16 protein-coding genes are annotated in these 18,697 nt (G+C 64.5%); 6 read left to right on the forward strand and 10 right to left on the reverse strand.

The window, feature by feature from the left end; genetic code table 11:
* Positions 1-55: 55 nt before the first annotated feature.
* From rho to ACQY4T_RS12995, 6 genes are all read right to left on the reverse strand, one after another.
* The gene (gene rho, locus ACQY4T_RS12970; RefSeq protein ID WP_428542633.1) at positions 56-1,330 is read right to left on the reverse strand and encodes a transcription termination factor Rho; all 1,275 of its coding nucleotides are present in this window, start codon (positions 1,328-1,330) and stop codon (positions 56-58) included.
* A 452-nt stretch (positions 1,331-1,782) separates the two neighbouring features.
* A complete protein-coding gene (locus ACQY4T_RS12975; protein ID WP_428530798.1) occupies positions 1,783-4,482 on the reverse strand; it encodes a valine--tRNA ligase in 2,700 nt (899 codons plus the stop codon).
* 185 nt (positions 4,483-4,667) lie between these two features.
* Positions 4,668-5,267, reverse strand: coding sequence for a DUF2497 domain-containing protein (locus tag ACQY4T_RS12980; protein ID WP_428530801.1), 600 nt, complete (start codon positions 5,265-5,267; stop codon positions 4,668-4,670).
* A gap of 66 nt (positions 5,268-5,333) precedes the next feature.
* Positions 5,334-6,875, reverse strand: coding sequence for a TolC family outer membrane protein (locus tag ACQY4T_RS12985; RefSeq protein ID WP_428530804.1), 1,542 nt, complete (start codon positions 6,873-6,875; stop codon positions 5,334-5,336).
* Between the two features lie 286 nt (positions 6,876-7,161).
* On the reverse strand, positions 7,162-7,848 hold the full coding sequence (locus ACQY4T_RS12990) for a protein-L-isoaspartate O-methyltransferase family protein (RefSeq protein WP_428530807.1): 687 nt from the start codon (positions 7,846-7,848) through the stop codon (positions 7,162-7,164).
* A gap of 195 nt (positions 7,849-8,043) precedes the next feature.
* Positions 8,044-8,580 carry a GcrA family cell cycle regulator gene (locus ACQY4T_RS12995; protein WP_428530810.1) on the reverse strand — a complete coding sequence of 179 codons (537 nt, stop codon included), beginning with the start codon at positions 8,578-8,580 and terminating at the stop codon, positions 8,044-8,046.
* 283 nt (positions 8,581-8,863) lie between these two features.
* On the opposite strand from ACQY4T_RS12995, the gene ACQY4T_RS13000 reads away from it, so the two are divergent.
* Entirely contained in the window at positions 8,864-10,408 is a 1,545-nt protein-coding gene (locus ACQY4T_RS13000; RefSeq protein ID WP_428530813.1) for a trypsin-like peptidase domain-containing protein, read from the forward strand.
* A gap of 118 nt (positions 10,409-10,526) precedes the next feature.
* Here the strand turns inward: ACQY4T_RS13000 and ACQY4T_RS13005 are convergent, their stop codons facing one another.
* Both ACQY4T_RS13005 and ACQY4T_RS13010 read right to left on the reverse strand, forming a co-directional pair.
* A complete protein-coding gene (locus ACQY4T_RS13005; RefSeq protein WP_428530816.1) occupies positions 10,527-11,756 on the reverse strand; it encodes a calcium-binding protein in 1,230 nt (409 codons plus the stop codon).
* 788 nt (positions 11,757-12,544) lie between these two features.
* On the reverse strand, positions 12,545-13,429 hold the full coding sequence (locus ACQY4T_RS13010) for a 2-dehydro-3-deoxygalactonokinase (RefSeq protein ID WP_428530819.1): 885 nt from the start codon (positions 13,427-13,429) through the stop codon (positions 12,545-12,547).
* Between the two features lie 172 nt (positions 13,430-13,601).
* Here ACQY4T_RS13010 and pgeF point away from each other — a divergent pair, with 172 nt between their 5' ends.
* The 3 genes from pgeF to ACQY4T_RS13025 all read left to right on the forward strand — a co-directional run bounded on the left by pgeF (position 13,602) and on the right by ACQY4T_RS13025 (position 15,998).
* Complete coding sequence (gene pgeF / locus ACQY4T_RS13015; protein ID WP_428530822.1) at positions 13,602-14,363, forward strand: peptidoglycan editing factor PgeF; 762 nt, start codon at positions 13,602-13,604, stop codon at positions 14,361-14,363.
* Positions 14,364-14,533: 170 nt separating this feature from the next.
* Positions 14,534-15,430, forward strand: coding sequence for a hypothetical protein (locus ACQY4T_RS13020; RefSeq protein ID WP_428530825.1), 897 nt, complete (start codon positions 14,534-14,536; stop codon positions 15,428-15,430).
* A 142-nt stretch (positions 15,431-15,572) separates the two neighbouring features.
* Positions 15,573-15,998, forward strand: a complete 426-nt coding sequence (locus tag ACQY4T_RS13025; RefSeq protein ID WP_428530828.1) for a CHRD domain-containing protein — start codon at positions 15,573-15,575, stop codon at positions 15,996-15,998.
* A gap of 20 nt (positions 15,999-16,018) precedes the next feature.
* On the opposite strand, the gene ACQY4T_RS13030 is transcribed toward ACQY4T_RS13025, so the two are convergent.
* A complete protein-coding gene (locus ACQY4T_RS13030) occupies positions 16,019-17,053 on the reverse strand; it encodes a glycosyltransferase family 9 protein (protein ID WP_428530831.1) in 1,035 nt (344 codons plus the stop codon).
* A gap of 230 nt (positions 17,054-17,283) precedes the next feature.
* Positions 17,284-17,484, reverse strand: coding sequence for a hypothetical protein (locus tag ACQY4T_RS13035; protein WP_428530834.1), 201 nt, complete (start codon positions 17,482-17,484; stop codon positions 17,284-17,286).
* A gap of 93 nt (positions 17,485-17,577) precedes the next feature.
* Here ACQY4T_RS13035 and ACQY4T_RS13040 point away from each other — a divergent pair, with 93 nt between their 5' ends.
* Positions 17,578-17,826, forward strand: coding sequence for a hypothetical protein (locus ACQY4T_RS13040; protein WP_428530837.1), 249 nt, complete (start codon positions 17,578-17,580; stop codon positions 17,824-17,826).
* 66 nt (positions 17,827-17,892) lie between these two features.
* A complete protein-coding gene (locus ACQY4T_RS13045; RefSeq protein WP_428530840.1) occupies positions 17,893-18,666 on the forward strand; it encodes an SDR family NAD(P)-dependent oxidoreductase in 774 nt (257 codons plus the stop codon).
* The last annotated feature ends 31 nt before the right edge of the window (positions 18,667-18,697 follow it).

Below are 18,697 nucleotides of genomic sequence, written 5' to 3' on the forward strand. Positions count from 1 at the left end.
ATTGTCCGAAAGAGCGATTCACGCTTTTGGTGATGCCACCAAAAACGATCGCACTCTAGGTATTCATCGCGTCGAAGAAATCATTGTTGGTCTTGCTGTATTTCAGTTTGTCCAGCAGGAACTCCATCGCATCTACTGTTCCCATCGGGTTCAGGATGCGGCGCAACACCCACATTTTCGACAACGTGGCTCGCTCGACCAGCAGTTCTTCCTTGCGGGTGCCGGACTTGGTGATGTCGATGGCCGGGAACGACCGTTTGTCCGATAGCTTGCGATCCAGGATGATTTCGGAGTTGCCGGTGCCCTTGAACTCCTCGAAGATGACCTCGTCCATGCGGCTGCCGGTGTCGATCAGTGCGGTGGCGATGATGGTCAGCGAGCCGCCTTCCTCGATGTTGCGGGCGGCGCCGAAGAAGCGTTTCGGGCGCTGCAAAGCGTTGGCGTCGACACCGCCGGTCAGCACCTTGCCGGACGACGGAACCACCGTGTTGTAGGCCCGAGCGAGGCGGGTGATGCTGTCGAGCAGGATCACCACGTCGCGCTTGTGCTCGACCAGGCGCTTGGCTTTTTCAAGCACCATCTCGGTCACCTGGACGTGGCGGGTGGCCGGTTCGTCGAAGGTGGAACTGATCACCTCGCCCTTGACGCTGCGGGCCATATCAGTAACTTCTTCCGGTCGTTCATCGATCAGCAGGACGATCAGGAACACTTCCGGGTGGTTCGCCGCAATCGCCGAGGCGATATTCTGCAGCATGACCGTCTTGCCGGTGCGCGGCGGCGCCACGATCAGGGCGCGCTGGCCTTTGCCGACCGGAGAGATCAGGTCGATCACCCGCGGGGTGAAGTCCTTTACCGGGCCTTTCGCGACGGACTGGAAATTCTCCATCTCCATCTTCAGGCGTTCTTCCGGATACAGCGGGGTCAGGTTGTCGAAGTTGACGCGGTGGCGCACCGCGTCGGGCGGTTCGAAATTGACCGTATCGACTTTCAGTAGTGCGAAGTAACGCTCACCATCGCGCGGCGCGCGGATCTGGCCATCGACCGAGTCGCCGGTGCGCAAGCCGAAGCGGCGAACCTGGCTCGGGCTGACATAAATGTCGTCGGGACCGGCCAGGTAATTCGCCTCGGGGCTGCGCAGGAAGCCGAATCCATCCGAGAGGATTTCCAGCGTGCCCTCGCCATGGATCGCTTGATCGTTGTCGGCGAGGTTTTTCAGGATCGCGAACATGATGTCCTGCTTGCGCAGCGACGAGGCGTTCTCGACTTGCAGGGATTCTGCGAAGTTCACCAGTTCGGCTGGCAATTTTTGTTTCAGTTCAGCAAGATGCATGATCGGTTGCCTGGACGTGAGGGTACAAGACGGGCGTGGGGAGAGCCTGAACGGGTAAGGGGCGAGCATCGCCCCACGGTTCGCGGCGGATCGGATTTCTGGAATCGAGGCTGGATCGGCGAATGCACGACCGCCTGAAAGTCAGGATGGATGTATATAATAGGAACAAGGCTGGGTTTCGTCAATGCTTTAGATACGGTGCCTCTGGGTAATCGCATTTGGATTTTCTGTTGGCGCTATTCGCCGGTCGTGGCGTGACCGAGAGAAGCGGTTTACAACCGCCGATGCACGCAGATAAGAGTTACGCTGACAAATGGGTGCAAAGACCTTGCGTATCCTTTCCGCATCCGTGGTTCCAGCATTGTGCATCTGAGGCAAATGGAATTGCACTGAACGGAACCCTCAGGGTTATCGCTTGGCCGATCGAGAAGTCCGGCTTAGGTGGGCGAATCTCATCCAAGACGATCCAACGCCGCTTGCAGCCGGGCAATCTCGAGGACCATCCCCTCGAGCCGTTCGCGGTTCTCTGTCACCACCGGTTCGGGCGCGCGGTTGACGAAATCGGCGTTGGCCAATTTCTGCCGCAGCTTGCTGGCGTCTCCGGTCAGTCTGTCGCGGTCCTTCAGCAAACGATTCCGTTCCGCAGAAATATCGATCAGATCCTGCAGCGGCAGCACGACGGTGATTTCGTCCAGCACTGCCTGGGCGGATCCCTTCGGCACCTCACCGGTCAGCAGCCGCACATCGGAGGCTCGAGCCAGCCGCCGGATCGCTTCGTGCCAGCGATCGACGCGCCCGAGCATTTCGGCCGAGGCACCTTGCAACAACAGTGGGGAAGGCTTGGACGGCGGCACGTTCATTTCGGTGCGGACGGAGCGGACCAGCCCGATCAGGCGCACCACCCAGTCGAGTTCGCCGCGAGCCTCGGCCGCGTCACGCACCGGAGAGGGATCGGGCCACGCCGCGCGGATCAGGCTGCACGCTTCGCCGTATCCGAAGCGATCCCACAGCTCCTCCGTGACGAACGGGATCGCCGGGTGCAGCAGACGCAGGATGAGCCCCAGGACGTGCGCGGCGACGGCGCGGATTTCGGCCGCGTCGGCCGGATCGGCCGTCGGGGCCAGCAACGGCTTGGCGAACTCCAGGAACCAGTCGCAGAACGTATTCCAGACAAAACGATATCCCGCGGCGGCGTAGTCGTCGAAGCGATAGGCATCCAGCGCCGCCGTCGCCTCGGTGACCGCAGTATTGGCCTCCACCAGCAGCCAGCGTGACAGCGCCAGGCGCGCGGTGGAGGGATCGAACCCGGGTGCGGGCCGCACGCCGTTGAGTTCGCAGAACCTGGCGGCATTCCACAGCTTGGTGACGAAGCCGCGGTAGCTTTCGACCCGGGATGCACTCAGCTTGACATCGCGTCCTGGTCCGGTGAGCGCGCAAATGGTGAAGCGCAGCGCGTCGGCGCCATAGCTGTCGATCAGGTCCAGCGGGTCGATGACGTTGCCCCTGGATTTCGACATCTTCTGGCCGCGCTCGTCGCGCACCAGGCCATGGATATAGATGGTGCGGAACGGCACATCGCCCATCATGTGCAGACCCAGCATCATCATCCGAGCGACCCAGAAGAAGATGATATCGAAGCCGGTGACCAACACATCGCCGGGGTAGTAGCGTTCCAGCTCCTTGGTGCGGTCGGGCCAGCCCAGGGTGGAGAATGGCCACAGGCCAGAGCTGAACCAGGTGTCGAGCACGTCCTCGTCCTGGGTGATAGCCTCGTCGCGGCCGTAATGATCGCGCGCCTGGGTGGCGGCGGCGGCCTCGTCCTTGGCGACGAACACGGTTCCGTCCGGGCCGTACCAGGCCGGGATACGGTGCCCCCACCAGAGTTGGCGAGAGATGCACCATGGCTGGATCCCTCGCATCCAGGCGAAGAAGGTGTTTTCCCATTGTTTCGGCACGAACACGGTCTTGCCGCTTTCGACGGCCTCGATCGCCGGCTTGGCTAGCGCCTCGGCGTTGCAATACCACTGGGTGGTCAGCAGCGGTTCGACCGGCACCCCGCCGCGATCGCCGTGCGGCACCTGGTTGGTGTGCGGTTCGATCTTGTCGAGCAGGTCCAGGCGATCCAGTTCCGCGACGATGGCGGCGCGCGCGGCGAAGCGTGACTGCCCGGCCAGGGTGCGCACGAAGCCGGGGTCGGCCACACCGGGCCGCGATTGCAGCAGGGGTTCGATTTCGGCGAGTGTCACATTGGCCTGCCGGTCCAGCACCGAGGGCATCGCCAGATCGTGGCGCCTGCCGACCTCGAAGTCGTTGAAATCATGCGCCGGGGTGATCTTGACCGCGCCGGTGCCCTTCAGGGGATCGGCGTAGGCGTCGCCGACGATCGGGATCGACCGCCCGACCAGCGGCAGGATTGCGCGCTTGCCGATCAGCGCCGAGAGGGTCGGGTGATCGGGGTGCACCGCGATCGCGGTGTCGCCCAGCATGGTCTCCGGCCGGGTGGTCGCGACGATGATGAATTTGGCTGGGTCAGCCTCGATCGGATAGCGGATATGCCACAGCGATCCTTTCAGTTCGCGGTTTTCGACCTCGAGGTCGGAGATCGCGGTTTGCAGCTTGGGGTCCCAGTTGACCAGTCGCCGGTCGCGGTAGATCAGCCCTTCGTCGAACAGCTTGACGAAGGTTTCCTTCACCGCGGCGGACAGGCCGTCATCCATGGTGAAGCGCTCGCGCGGCCAATCCAGCGAGGCGCCGAGGCGCCGCAACTGCGTGGTGATGGTGCCGCCGGATGCGGCCTTCCATTGCCAGACGCGGTCAACGAACGCGTCGCGTCCGATACTCCGCCGGTCCTTGCCCTCGGCGTCCAGCAGCCGTTCGACGACCATCTGGGTGGCGATGCCGGCATGGTCGGTGCCCGGCTGCCAGAGTGCATCGCGTCCCTGCATGCGACGCCAACGCACCAGCACGTCCTGCACGGTGAAGGTCAGCGCGTGTCCCATGTGCAGGCTGCCGGTGACGTTCGGCGGCGGGATCATGATGGTGAAGGGCGGAGCGTTGGAGTCAGGATGGCAGGCGAAGCTGCCGGCGTTTTCCCAGCCGGCGTAAAGTTGGGGTTCGATATCGCCCGGAACGAACCGGCTATCCAGTGTCATGACTCTCTCCCGCGCGGCACTTTTGCGCGCGACGACTTGGTATGTCCCACGCTATTCCGCGCGACTTCCTGCCGAATGATACTCTGGCGCGAAACCGGGGTTTCCCGGCGGCCGGGCCGGCGATGCAGAGTCCGCGAAACGATCGCGTTTGCCGGTGCCGCCATTGGCGAGCTTCGCTGGGTTGATCAGGGAGTCGCGCGGCCGACCACCCGTTCGATTTCGGTGCGGACCAAGCGTTCGACCATCGGCGGCAGATTGGTATCCAGCCATTCCTTCAGCAACGGGCGCAACTCGGCGCGCACGATGTCTTCCAGCGTCGGTCCGCCGGCATAAACCTGGGTCGCGCGTCCGGCGGCCAGCGTGCGGACCAAGCTGCCGACCGAGGATGCCGCCGCTGCCGCTGCTTCGGGTGCCACCAATCCGGGTATCAGCGGGTCAAACGGGTCAGCGGTCGTCAGTGCCTCGTTTTCCTGCTGCAGCGGTTCGGCTTCCAGGGGCGCCGGGGCCGGCCGAACCGGGAGCGCGGGCTGCGGACTTGCGGCCGGGTGATCCGCGGCGGCGGTTTGGGAGATCATCATGGACTGATCCAGCAGCAGCACATCGTCGTCCGCTGGCGGCGGTTCGGCCATAGTCGGTTTGTCGAGGGCGGGCGGTTTGCCCAGCGCTGGTGGTCTGTCCACGCTTGGCGGTTTGTCCGATGCCGGGGTTTCAGGCATGGACGGTGGTTCGGCGGGGGCGTCGTCATCGTTCAGGATGCGTCGGATGGAGGCAAGGATTTCCTCCATTGAGGGGTCGGCACCATCGGCAGTCGCAGGTGAAGGCGGTTGGTTTTTCATGTTTACAACTCGGGTTCATCGGCCGGGCTGGCTGGTGGCATAGTCGGCGAGACCAGCCCAGCGGTCCTTGACAGCCTGATAATACGCGGTTTCGTCATACAACGGCACCGGAAGATGCAGATCCCTCGCGGTCAGCCGCCCGATCGCCACGGCAACCGCGTAGGAGGCGGTGATCACTTGCGAAAGGTTCTGCACCAGCGTGGTGCGTGACTGCAACAAAAGCTGGGTTGCGTTCAATACGTCCAGCGTGGTCCGGCTGCCGACGATGGCCTCGCGTTCGACGCCTTCCAAGGCGACCTCGTTGGCGCGGATCTGGGCTCGGGTGCTGTCGGCCGAGGCCTTGGCGGCGGCCAGGGTATCCCAGGCCTGTACGGCGTTTTGCACCGCGGTGCGCTTGGCGTCATCGATCAGTCGCTGGGTCTGCTGCTCCGACTGCCGCGCCTGGCGGACGGCGGCATATTCGGCTCCGCCTTGATACAGCGGCACCGAAACCTGGGCGACGACCTGGTAGCCATTGGCATTGGTGCTGCGGCTGCCGGCGTTGTTTTGCTGGAAGGTCTGGCCCTGCAGGCTGACCTGGGGCAACAGGGCGGAAAACGCCACGTCGATCGCATCTTTAGCGGCGGCATCATTGAACACCGCGGTGATCACGTTGGGATTATTGATGGTGGCGAGCTGGGAGGATTCCTGCTCGCTGTGCACCGGCAGATTGAGCGGCTGCGGTTCCACCAGATTATCCGGCGGGAACACCCCGACGATCTGCTGGAAGGTGCCGCGGGCGGTTTGCAGGTTGCCGACGGCGGTCTCCCGCGTCGCCCGCGCGCCTTCCAGCGCGGCTTCGGCCTGGGCGACGTCGGTGCGGGTGATCTCACCAACGCGGAACCGGTCGTTGGTGGCCTGAAGCTGTTTGGCCAACACCTGCTCGTTGTTGATATCGAGCGCCAGCAGTTGCTGTGCCTCGATGACCCCGACATAGGCGCTAACGCTGTTGTTGAAGCTGGTCTGCTCTTGGGCGATGAGATTGGCGCGTTCCGAGTATACCTGGTTTTTGGAACGGTTGACGTTGGCCTGGGTCTTGCCGCCGGTATAGAGGTTTTGCGTCACGCTTGCCTGGGCGGTGCCGATCAGGCGGTCGGTCTGGACGTTGAGGATATTGCCGGTCAAGCCGTTGTAGGCGCGTGATACTCCGTCGCCGGAGCCGGCGGAACCGGCCAGCACCACCGTGGGACGCCAACCGGCTAGCGCGGTCGGCACGTTTTCATCGGTCGCTCGCAGCTTGGCGCGTTCGGCCTGTAGCGCGGGCTGATTGGAATAGGTCGCGGCCAGCGCTTCACTCAACGTATGTGGAACGTTTCGCGCCGGTGCGATGGTCGGCGGCTTGGCGGTGGCGGACGATGTCGGTGCGACCCTGGGCGCGGTCCGCCGACCCTGTTCCTGCGCTAGCCGGGTGGGTCTCGCTGCCCGATGCAGCGGCGTTGCGGGCGAGGTTTGAGCCGCGGCGGAGGCGACGAGGGCAAGCAGGCTGAAGCCGGCTAGCAAACCGTGACGGAAACCCATTCCGGACCCCTTCTTTCAGCACATCGCCGGCCGCGTGCTGGCCTATGGGAGGACCATTGGCGGCTCGGCTTATTATGGAACGGCTGCAGTCGTCACGAAATAAGATTCCGCGTCTTGTCCCGAGTCCGGAGTTCGTCTTATCAGGCGAACTTCAGACTCAGGACCCCTGGCTGCTTGATTCGGTGGCCTGCTGATCCCAAACCCGTGCCGCACGGTGCGGCGAACGTCTAGGACAGCACACTCAGATCTATCCAGCATCGGCCTCACCCAATCGCCGCTGTTGCAATCAAAAGACGAAAGTCGGTGCGCGTCGCAGCGACGGGATCGGCGGGGTGGCACAGTCGAACAGCGGGGAGATGCCAAGTCCGGCGGCGGTTGCCTCGGCGATCACCGCCTGGGTTATCCGCCCCTCGGCATAGATCGCGCTGAGGATGCGTCCGGTTTCCTGTTGGGTCTGCGCCGCAAGAGCGGGGGGAATGCTCGGCACGGCGCCTTCGATCAGGATAAGGTCGTATGGCGCCAGAGCCGGCCAGCCCTTGGCCAAGGGACCGACAACCAGGGTCACTCCCGGTGCTTCGACCGGCAAAGCGGCGCCGGCGATCGCCAATAGTGCGGCGGCTTCCTCCAGCGCGGTGACGCGACAGCCACAGGCGGCCAAAACCGCGGCGCCGTATCCGGTGCCGGCGCCGACCACCAGGACACGCTCGTTGTCGCGCAGGGTCGCGGCCTGCAGCAGCCTGGCGAACACCATCGGCTCCATCAGGAAACGGCCATCGCCCAGGGGCACGTCTTCGTCGGCATAAGCCAGCGCTGCTACGCTGAACGGCAGGAAACGTTCTCGCGGCAGGCGCCGCATCGCAGACAGGATTCGCGGGTCGGTTACCCGGTTGGGCCGGATCTGGCTGTCCACCATGCACTTCCGGGCGCCGGCAAAGTTGTCGGCAGGGGCGAAATCCTCGGCTGGCGTTGCCATTTTGTGACCCGGTTACAAGGGAAGGTAGCTGCGGCGGCGGCTGTTATAGACGCGCGACGTTGTAGGGCAAACCCGTCGTGATCCGGCCTCCGGCGATTTAGCACCTGGTGTTGCCGATCATCGCGCCGCCCGCGCCTGAGACCGTGCGGCAACAGCATCGGTTGGCTGAGGCGGCTGCGCCTCAGCCAACCGATCTCAGGCCGCGTCTTCCTTGCGATCGCGGATCTTGACGTAAGCCAGCTTGGCGTGTTCGCCACAGTATGGCTTGCCGGGGACCGAGACATCATCACAGAAGCGGAATGTCTTTGTTCCCGGTTCGCCGATCGGCCAACAGCAGGACGGGGTCGAGCGGCGGGTCTGGATCGGCGCCGACGGCATGGTCGGCCGCGGAGCCGGTGCCGCGACCTGCGCCGGGGGCAGCGCCCTCGGGACGAAGCCAGGCGGCGATCGGATCGGCTGGACGTTGGCGGCGGCCGCCACCGAGGCCACGCCCGTGCTGGCGAGCGGCGGCAGCGTGGGTCCCGCCATCCTGGCATACGCCGCGGGGCGGTCCACCGCGGGTTTTACGACGTCGCGCCGGATTGGCGAAGGACGAGCGTCGAGGTCAAGCCGGTGAGCCTTGCCGACGATGGCGTTTTTGGAAACACCGAGCCGGCGACCGATTGCCGCGGTGGAAAGCCCTTGCGCCCAGAGATCCCTCAAATCCCGGATCGTGTTCTCGTCCCATACCATATGCTGGACCCTTTTTCTGACTCTACCCACTAGATACAGTATTGAGTGGGAGAACCGGTGGCAACGAGTTAATCGTTCCGGGCAGCAGAATACTGTGGACAAAGCAGCGTCCGGCTTGGTGGGCGGCAACCGGTCTGGCCGTGGGCGGCAACCAGTCTCGCCGTGGGCGGCGACCTGGCGGTGCGTGGTTCGGCGTATTTGCTCGGCATCGGCGCTCGGGCCCGGTTATTCGGGGAGGAGATTCTTTCCCACCTTCGGTCTATAATTCTGTTTGAGGATGCCGATGATAAAGCGCCGCCGATTGATTCGCGGCAATTCCGTTCTGTTGCCGGATGAAGACGATGCCAATGTCGGCCGCGGCGGACCCGACACCGGAGCACTGACGATGGACAGACGCCAAGCAGGCCGAATTCTTTCGGCCGCCACGATGATGATCATGCTGGCCGGCGCCAGCGCGGGCCCGGCGATGGCTGACGATATCGGCCCGAACCAGGCCGAACTGATCCATCGCCTGCTGCCGACGGTGGTCAACATCGCGGTCAAGAAGAACGAGCCACCGGCGCCCGACGTTTCGTCGACGAGCGTGAGCGCGAACACGCCAACCCTGCCGGCGGACACGGTCTCCAACATCAAATCCTATGTCGGGTCGGGTTTCGTCATCGATCCATCCGGGCTGGTCGTCACCAACTATCATGTGGTGGAGGATGCGTTCGAGATCACCGTGACGTTCTCGGACGGCGAGCGTCTGACGGGAAAGATGTTGAGCGCATCGCGTCTGGCAGACCTCGCGCTGGTGCAGGTGCACGCCAAACATCCGTTGGTGGCGGCGCATTGGGGCGACAGCGACAAGCTACAGGTCGGCGACCAGGTGTTCGCGGCGGGCGATCCGTTCGGGGTGGGTCTGTCGGTCTCCGCCGGCATAATCAGCGGATTGAACCGCGACATCCAGAATTCGCCGTACGATGACCTGATCCAGACCGATGCCACGATCAATCACGGCAACTCGGGTGGTCCGTTGTTCAATATGCAGGGTGCGGTGATCGGGGTGAACTCGACGATCCTGTCGCCCACCTCCGGCTCATCGGGTATCGGCTTCGCGATACCGTCGGCCAGCGCGCATTTCGTGATCGACCAGTTGCACACCTACGGCTGGGTTCGTCCCGGCTGGATCGGCGTCAAGGTGCAGACGGTTACCGCCGAAATCGCCGACGCGACGGGCATGTCGCGGCCGGAAGGATCGATCGTGTCCTGGGTGCTACCCAACGGGCCGGCAAAAAAGGCCGGGTTGGCGATCGGCGACGTCATTCTGCGCTACAACGGCGCCGCACCGAGCGACGAGCGGGCGTTGTTGCGTGACATCGCTCATACCCAGGCGGGTGAGAGGATGACGCTGCTGGTGAGGCGCGGCGGTGACGATCATGACGTTGTCCTCGCCGCCGAGCAGTGGCCGCGTAACCAATGGGACAAGAACGACGCGCCAAAGCCGGTGCAGCGGCCCAAGATCAATGTCCCGCCCAACCAAGGGCTTTCGTTGTCTCCGCTGCCGCCGGATGACAAAGCCAAGCTGGCGGCCTCGGTCGGGATGGGCGGCGTGCTGGTGACGAATGTTGTGGCGAACTCCGACGCGGCGAGCCGGGGGATGGCGAATGGTGACATTATCCTGCGCGTGCAGGACAAGCCGGTGGCGACTCCGGACGAGGTGACGCAGGGGGTGGACGCAGTCCGCGCCGAGAAGCGCGGCTTCGTGCTGATGCTGGTGCTGCCGAAGAAGTCCACCGTGGCTGGGCCGAAATGGGTCGCGCTGCAGTTGGACCCGGCTGGCGGATAGCCGGGCCTGGCCGCGTAGCAGGCGTGTAAAACCGGGACGGTCCGTTCGTTGCCAGGAGCCAGAGGTTCGCCAATTAGGCGAATCTCTGTGCTACACCATCTGCTTATAACGAATGACTTTAGCTGAAGTTCGACTTCGACAACGAGTTGATATCCTGGAAGGTGATTTTCGTTCCATCGGTCAGGCCGATGGTCACCGATCCGTTGGCCGACGTCTGGTTGGCCAGTGCGTTGTCGGCCTCGCTGGCGCTGTATCCGACAAGATCGATCTTGATCGAGGACGGCTGGAATATACCGGTCACAAGTTCGGTTCCGCCGGCCTGGCCGTTGATGAACTCGAACACGCCGTTGCCGAACGGAGACGTCACGGTGGCAGTTCCCGCGCCGCCGACGAAGGTGTCGGAGCCGCTGCCGCCGATCAGCAGATTAGTGCCGCTTCCGGCGCTCAGTGAATCGTTGGCGGACGATGCCAGGGCGCTGAGGGTCTCGTTGCCCGACCCGGCGGTCAGCACCTGGTTGCTGATGCCATAGGCCATCAGTTGGTCATTGTTGCCGCCGCCGACCAGGGTTGCCGGGCCGTCGCCGGCCATAAGGTAGTTGTTTCCCGCCGATCCGCCGACGATATATTGCGATCCGGTAAAGCCTGCCGACCCGATGTAGGTATCGCTGCCGGTGCCGCCATAGATCGTCGAACCGCCGGCGCCCCCGATGAATAACAACTGGCTGTCGCCGCCACTGACCTGGTCACGACTGGCGCCGGAGGCATCGACGGTCTCGGCGCCGGAACCACCCGAGATCGAGTCATCGCCGTTAGAGAAGATCAAATCCTTGCCGCTGCCCAGCAGGATCGCGTTGCTGCCGCCACCGGCACCAATCGTCGCATTCACCGAGTTCAGCGCCGAGACCACGTCGTTGCCGCTGCCGGAATAAAGTGACCAATTCCCGGTTCCGCTGGTGAACAGCCGATTATCGCCGCCGCCGGCCAGCACCGATCCAGACCCGGCCGAAGCGACGAATGTCAGATCGGTCGTCACGTCGGACAGGATCGTTTGGCCGGACGTTCCGTTACCGAACACCAACGCCGGACTTGGCTTAGTAACGAGGTCGATGGAATAGCCTTGCGGCATGATGAAGAACGGGTTCTGGGCCTGGACGAAAGCGCCGGTGACACTCGCCGGAACCGTCGGCGGCGGTACTCCGTTGTCGGGCTCGGTCAGTATCGTTCCGGCTGCGATACCGGCATTGATGCCAGCCGCCACTTGCTGCGCCAGAAGGAAATTGGATGTAGTGTCGTAACCAATGCTGATGGTCTGGTTCTGACTTCCATGAATAGTAACGTACGACACCATGGGTATGCTGGCCTCCCCGCGCCGGTCTGGTTCAACTTGCTCTACTATCCCGGCGGGACCGGGGTAAGGCAACCACGAAAACAGTATTGTCCAAGGCCGTCGGCGAAGTATCGTTTGAACCTGCAATATTATCTATTAGGCATCGTATGATTTTTGATTAATTATGTCGATTTATTAAAAACAGCGCTCTCCGATCATTGTCGATTGACAACACATCCGCGCTCGGGCGAGCGATTTCAGCCATCTATTGTCTGGTTTGCGGGCCGCCACGGTGGCCCGCGCGGGCGAACGAAGAGCACCTTCTACCGTTGACAAAAATTTAGATGTTGTCGGAACGTGTTCACTAACGCGTGAACATACATCCGACGCGCGGATTTGGGCTGGGATTTGGTTTTGGAGGCGGCCTTGGACCAAGCTTGTGTCAGCCGACTCCGCGCGCGGGCGTTGACGGAGGTGGCGGAAGAGGTCGATGGCGGAAGAAATCGGTGACAGAAGAATGAGGACGACGCAAGGTCGATACAGATAAGTCGTGAATCGACGCGGGCGGAGGATACTGACATATGTCAAGGCGACACTGGCGCTGCGCCATGCCCGGGATCGTCCGGTGCCGGATGAGGCGATCGGCGGTAGCGGTCTGAGCAGATCGCAACGGTTTGCAACCAAAGCCGGGCCTGTCGTATCGACTTAAATATCGATGTCCGTATTGACGCCGCGATGATCCGGACGGATTGGTGAGGCCAAATTCCACAGAGCGATCGGCGTCCGGTCGCAGCGCCGCGGCAATTATGTCAGTTCCATTGCGCATATTCCGCCACCAGCGCCAGGCCGCGGGCGGCGGCCTCACCGTCATGGCGTTCGGCATAACCGCCGCAGGCAGTGATCGCCTTGGCATACAGTGCGGTCAATTCCGGCGCGCCGATCACTTGCACCACGTCGGTCGCGGCCGACGCCAGCGCGGCGCGCACTTCGTGCCCGATCAGGATGCCCGAAAGATAGGCCGGTGCCTCGGACTCGCTCAGCCGGTTGGCCAGCGCCAGGGCACGCACGCCGAACAGGTGATGCAGCAGGCCGCCGGAGTCGGCCGAACGCGCGATCCCGGAATCGAATGGCGTGCCGTCGGAGGGGCCGTCGCGCATCATGCGGGCCAGGATGGTATGGCCGCGCAGCGCGCCGAACGCCTCGCCGGTCATATGGGTGGTGAAGCCGACGATGCGGCCGCCCGCGACCCGGACCCATTTCGAGTGCGTGCCCGGCAGGCAGGCGAGGCCGCCGTCGCGCAGCAGCGCCTCGATGCCCAGCGCCTGGGTCTCTTCGCCGCGCATGACCTCGGCGACACCGGCTTCGTCGACGCCGGACAACCCGGGGACCAGTTTCACCCGAGCCCAATCGAAGCCGATATCGACCAGCGCGCTGGCCAGTTCGGCCGGACCGGCCGGGCAGGGGAGATAGGGTGCCTCCTTCCAGCCCTGGCGGCTGCCGATGGTGCCGCTGAGCAGCACGCGGTCTTCACCGGCCGCCAGCCAGGGGCCGATTTCCTCGCGCAGCGTGTCACCGAACCGTCCGTCCGGCACGTTCAGGATGCCTTTCGGGCCGACGCGCCGGTCACGGATGACGCCGTCGCGACCGACGCGAAACGCACGGAAGCTGGTGTTGCCCCAATCGATCCCGATCATAGCGTTTCCTCTTCCGGATTTGAGTCTCGTTGCAGCGTAATACGGTTCGGCGCCGAGGCGAAAACGTCGTCGTCCATTTAACCCTTGATAGCCGCCGGGCGATAACTTCGGTTGACCGGCGGCGGCCAAGCCCGCACACCAGCTTGATGCTCTTGGACCGGAGTCGCATAGCATGGCGGAAGCCCTGACCGCAGACGGGCTGGGGGCGCGGCACGGGTTTTTCACCCGCCGCGGTGGCGTGTCGAGCGGTCCGTATACCAGCCTCAACTGTAGCCTCTCCAGCCGCGACGCACGCGCCGCGGTGCTGGAAAACCGCGCCCGGGTCGCCGTTTCGTTGGCGATCGAACCAGGCCGGCTGCTGGGTTTGACGCAGGTCCACGGCAGTCGGGTGATCACCGCGACCCAACCTTGGAGCGCCGGCCAGGGCGAATCCGCGGACGCCATGGTCACTGCCGAACCCGGCCTTGGGCTTGGCATCATCACTGCCGATTGCGCGCCGGTTCTGTTCGCTGCGTCGGGCGGGGCCATCGTCGGCGCGGCACATGCCGGCTGGCGCGGCGCCGTGGCCGGCGTGCTGGAGGCCACGGTCGCGGCCATGGTGGCGCTGGGGGCCACGGCCGGCGGCATCGTTGCCGCCATCGGCCCGTGCATCACGCAAGTCTCCTACGAGGTCGGAGCTGATTTGCGCGACGCCGTGCTGGGGCACTCGATCGCCGATGCGGCGTGGTTCACCGAAGGACGGCGGCAGGATCGTTGGCAATTCGACCTGCCGGGCTACTGTGCTGCCCGTCTGCGCCGCGCCGGCGTGGGGCACGTCATCGTGACCGGCATCGACACCCTGGCCGCGGCGGACCGCTTCTTCAGCCACCGCCGAAGGACGCTGGCGAATGGCGGCCCGATCGGGCACCAGATTTCGGTGATTCGGCCGGCTTGACCCTGCCGGGGTGATGGCGGCGGACGGCGTGCCGGCCGGGTGCGCGAATCACCGGGCCGCCGAACCCGAGGGCTAGGACGTGCGGAAGCGCAATTCGCCTATCCGCAAGCCCTGGGGACAAAAAAGAAAGCCTCTTCCGGCGCCGTTCCGCATCTGCTTGAAGCTGGCGGATGATTGCTCGTCTCGGCCTTCTGGCGCTGCTGCTTTGCTTGAGCGTATCCGCCTGTGGCGACCTGCCGGAGCCTTTCCTGGGCAATCCGGGCGCGACCGCGCAACGGTTGGCCAAGCCGCTGACGCCATTGCTGGCGGTGCCCCCTGGGACCGACACGTTGTTGCCGGATGCGGCTAGCCGGGATCTGGCGAAACAGCTTGCCACCGCGCTGCAGGCGACCGAGGTCCCGGCGATGGTGCGGCAACCGGCGAAGACCGATTGGCGGCTGGTGACGCGAGCCGAGCGCGATGGCAACGGCGTGAAACCGCTGTTCAGCGTGCAGGATCCTCAGGGCAAGGAACGCGGCAGCGCGGTGGGTGAGGTGGTGCCTCTGAAAGCCTGGGCCAACGCCGATCCGGCGCTGATCCAGCAGGTCGCCGCCGAGGCGGCGCCACGGGTCGGAGCCGTGCTGACCAGCATCCGCATCGCGCACGACAAGGCTGATCCGGGCAGCTTGTACAACCGCGCGGCCAAGGTAGAGGTCGTCGATGTCACCGGGGCGCCGGGTGACGGCGACCAGACCTTGACGCAACAGATGCGGGCTCGGCTCGCGGTGCTGGGGCCGGTGGTGCTGACCACGCCGATCGGGGCCGACTTTGTCGTTCAGGGCCAGGTCAAGGTAGTTCCGATACCAAAGCGGCAAGAGCGGGTCGAGATCCAATGGGTGGTGAAGACCGCGTCGGGAGATGAGCGCGGTCGGGTCGTGCAGTTGAATGAAATCCCGGCCGGCACGCTGGACCACTACTGGGGCGATGTTGCGGTCGTCGTTGCCACCGAGGCATCGGCCGGGGTCAACGACGTGATCCTGCGCCAGTCCGGTCATGAACCGAACCAGACCCGTCAGTCCGCCAAGTAGCGCAGCCGCCGGCGCCACGATTCAAAGGAGCGGTGGAGCTATTGCCCGGAACCCGCAGTTCCGGCATAGCAAGTTGCGTGGACGGAAAATCCCTGCCGGGTTGCCGTCGTTGAAAAAATGCCACGGCAGAAAGGGAGATTGCATGTTCCGTCGCTCATTGGCTGTTGCCAGCCTCGCCGCTTTGTTCGCCGGTCCGGTGTACGCGGCGAGCGTGAAGTATGATGCCGCTCTGACGCCCGCGTCCGAGGTTCCGCCGACCAAGTCGACCGGATCGGGCGAGGCGAGCGTCACACTCGACACCGCGACGCACGAGATTAGCTGGGACGTGACCTTCAAAGGCTTCAGCAGCGCGGTGACCGCGGCGCACATTCACGGCCCGGCGGCGGCCGGCAAGAATGCCGGCGTGGTGGTGCCGTTGGGCAACGCGCCGACTAGCCCGATTCATGGCAGCAAGAAGCTGACCTCGGAGCAGGAGCAGCAACTTACGGCGGGGATGTACTATGTCAACGTCCACACCAAGAACAATCCAAGCGGGGCGATCCGGGGCCAGTTGATGAAAGCCGAGTAAGCGGCGCCGCGGCTGCCGTGTTAGCCGGGGGCGATGCGTCCCCGGTCGGCCTGGATCGCCTGCAGCACTTGGGGTAGGCTGACACGCGCCATGCCGTCATGCAGCCCGATATCGGGCGCGGCAACCGGAACGATCTGGCTGGCGTGGTCGAACGCCCGAGTAGTGCCGAACAGCGCATAGGTCCTGGTGCCGGTTGCTGCGGCAATGTTCATGGCTCCGGTGTTGTTGCCTACGTAGAACGCCGCCGCCGACAGCACCGCCATCACTTCGGGCAGATCCCAACCCAATACGGGCCGGGCGCGAGCGCCGTGCTCGCCCAATGAGCGTACGATATTGGTCATCGAGGCCTGGTCCTCGGTGCCCCCAACCAGCGCCAGCATCGGCCATCCCGCGTCCAGCACCGCCGCGGCCAGGCCGGCGAAACGCTCGGTGCCCCATTGGCGTAGATGCTCGCTGCTGCCGATGCCGATCGCGACGAAGCCGCCAGGTGGGGCGCCGAGCCGCCGCAGCGCCGCCTGCCGTGCGGGTTGGGAAACCGTAAGCCGCGGTTCGGCCGAGTGCAGCATGATGCCGGCAGCCCGCAGATAGCGGGTCGCCCTGGTGTGCTGATGCAACGTCTTCACATCCAGCGGCAGAAAAGGGCCGGTATTGAGAAACCACCGCTGCCGACCCCAGCCGTAGCCGCGTCGATCCGGGATGCCTGCCATCCAGGCGGCTGCCGCCAGACGGTCGCTATGGTGCAACAACACGATCGAGCCGAAGCCTCGGCGCCGCAGGCTGTGGACCAGGCGGCGGAATCCGCCGATGCCGTCATGCGCGCCGCGCCGACGGCCGCCCGGATTTAGATCCACCGGCATGATATCGGCGATGGCCGGATCGCCGGCCAGAAGCTGATCGGCCAGGGCGCGAGGCTTGGCCAGCAGGGTGACCGCGGTGCCGGCGTGGGTGGCGATGGCGCGGATGTGCGGCACGTGCCAGACCATATCGCCGATGCCGGGCAGCGGCTGAATCACCGCGACCGGGTGCCGGTAGGGCGGCGATGCGGTTCCGGTCAACGCATACCGAGGTTTGTTCCGATCACTGACAGAGGCCCAGCATGCCACAGACCGGCTTCAGGCCCAATTGACTGGTTTGCTTTGCGAGCGCGCTGTTCGCTGGGGACCGCCGCGACCGCGGGGTGCCTGGGTGCGGCCCTTGAATCGGCAACAGCAGCAGGACTCAGGCAGTTTGGTGGCGATCAGCGGAACGTTGTCGGTCATGTGGGCGATGCCCGAAGCCTGCTGGTTCAAGACCGCTGCAGCAGCGCCGCCTGCGATAGCGGCACCAGGGCAGACGTCGAAACTGCCCTGCAGAGCAGGCGGACGGCGACGATCCGCGGCAATGACTGGGCCGCGCGGAACAGCATCGACGCAATTGTGAAGACGATGATGCAGACGAGCAGCCGCTGGCGGATGGGCGAGCCGCTTGACCGGGGCGTGATGATCACGACGGCGGTGATATAGAAGGTCAGTTCCCGTCGAAGCTACGGAGAAACTGCCTGGCATAGACGGCAGAGCGACGTTCGCGATGGTTTGATCCCATGATTGCCAAAGCCTTCGAGCCGATTGCCACCGCGGTGATCATCGCCCGGTGCGTGTGTCCGATGTGGTCATTGACCGCGGCGGTGCTGCGCGAACGGCCCGCAGAGGACGGTTTCGCACGCTGGGACCGCGTGCACCGACGGGGCATGCCGCCACCCCTGATTGAGATCGCCGGTGTCGGCGGGATGTCGGCACGGTCTGATCGCGGTCATTTAATAGCTGTTTTCGGATTGGTCCGATACTTGTGACCACCCAGGCTGTTGTCTTCGGGTAATCTGTCGGCCCGCGAACAGTTCTGGCTCTTGGAGGCTCGCATGGCGACATGGCGCGATCAGGTAGCGCTTGTGACGGGAGGCGGCCGAGGCATTGGACGGGCCATCGCAAGGCGGCTGGCGCGGGAAGGTGCATCGGTCTGCGTGAACTATGTGTCGCGCGCCGATGCCGCCGAATCGCTGGTGGCAGACATCGTCGCCAATGGCGGGCGGGCAATCTCGGTGGCGGCGGACGTGGCCGACGACGCTGCGGTGGAAGGCATGGTGGACCGCGTCGCGGCGGCGTTCGGGCCGGTGACGATCCTGGTGAACAACGCCGGGCTGTCGTACAAGGCCTCATTGGAAAGCTACGATCCGGAGAAGCTGGAGCGCATGCGCCAGGTCAATGGCGACGGCGTCATTCACACCACCCGCGCGGTGATGACCGATATGCGCCGGCAGAAATACGGCCGCATCGTCAATATCACCTCGATCGCAGCGATCGGCACCGCGCTGCCGGGCAATGCGTTCTACGCCGCGACCAAGGCCGAGGCGCAAATTCTCACCTTGCGCTTTGCCCTGGAGCTGGGGCCGCACGGCATCACCGTCAACGCTGTCGCGCCCGGGTTCATCCAGACTGATATGACCCGCGGCAGCGATGAGGAAGCATGGAAGCAGCGGTCGCAGAAGATCGCCGCCAGCGCCATGCTGGGCCGCGTCGGCGACCCGGATGATGTCGCCAACGCGGTGGCATTCTTCGCGTCACCGGACTCGGGGTGGGTGACCGCGCAGGTGCTGGCGGTTGACGGCGGCCGGATGGACTACGTCGGGCACTGACGCTTGGCGGCCGGGTCGGTGACGTTCCCGG

This window comes from Rhodopila sp. (genome assembly GCF_965277825.1).
Classification (GTDB): Bacteria; Pseudomonadota; Alphaproteobacteria; order Acetobacterales; family Acetobacteraceae; genus Rhodopila.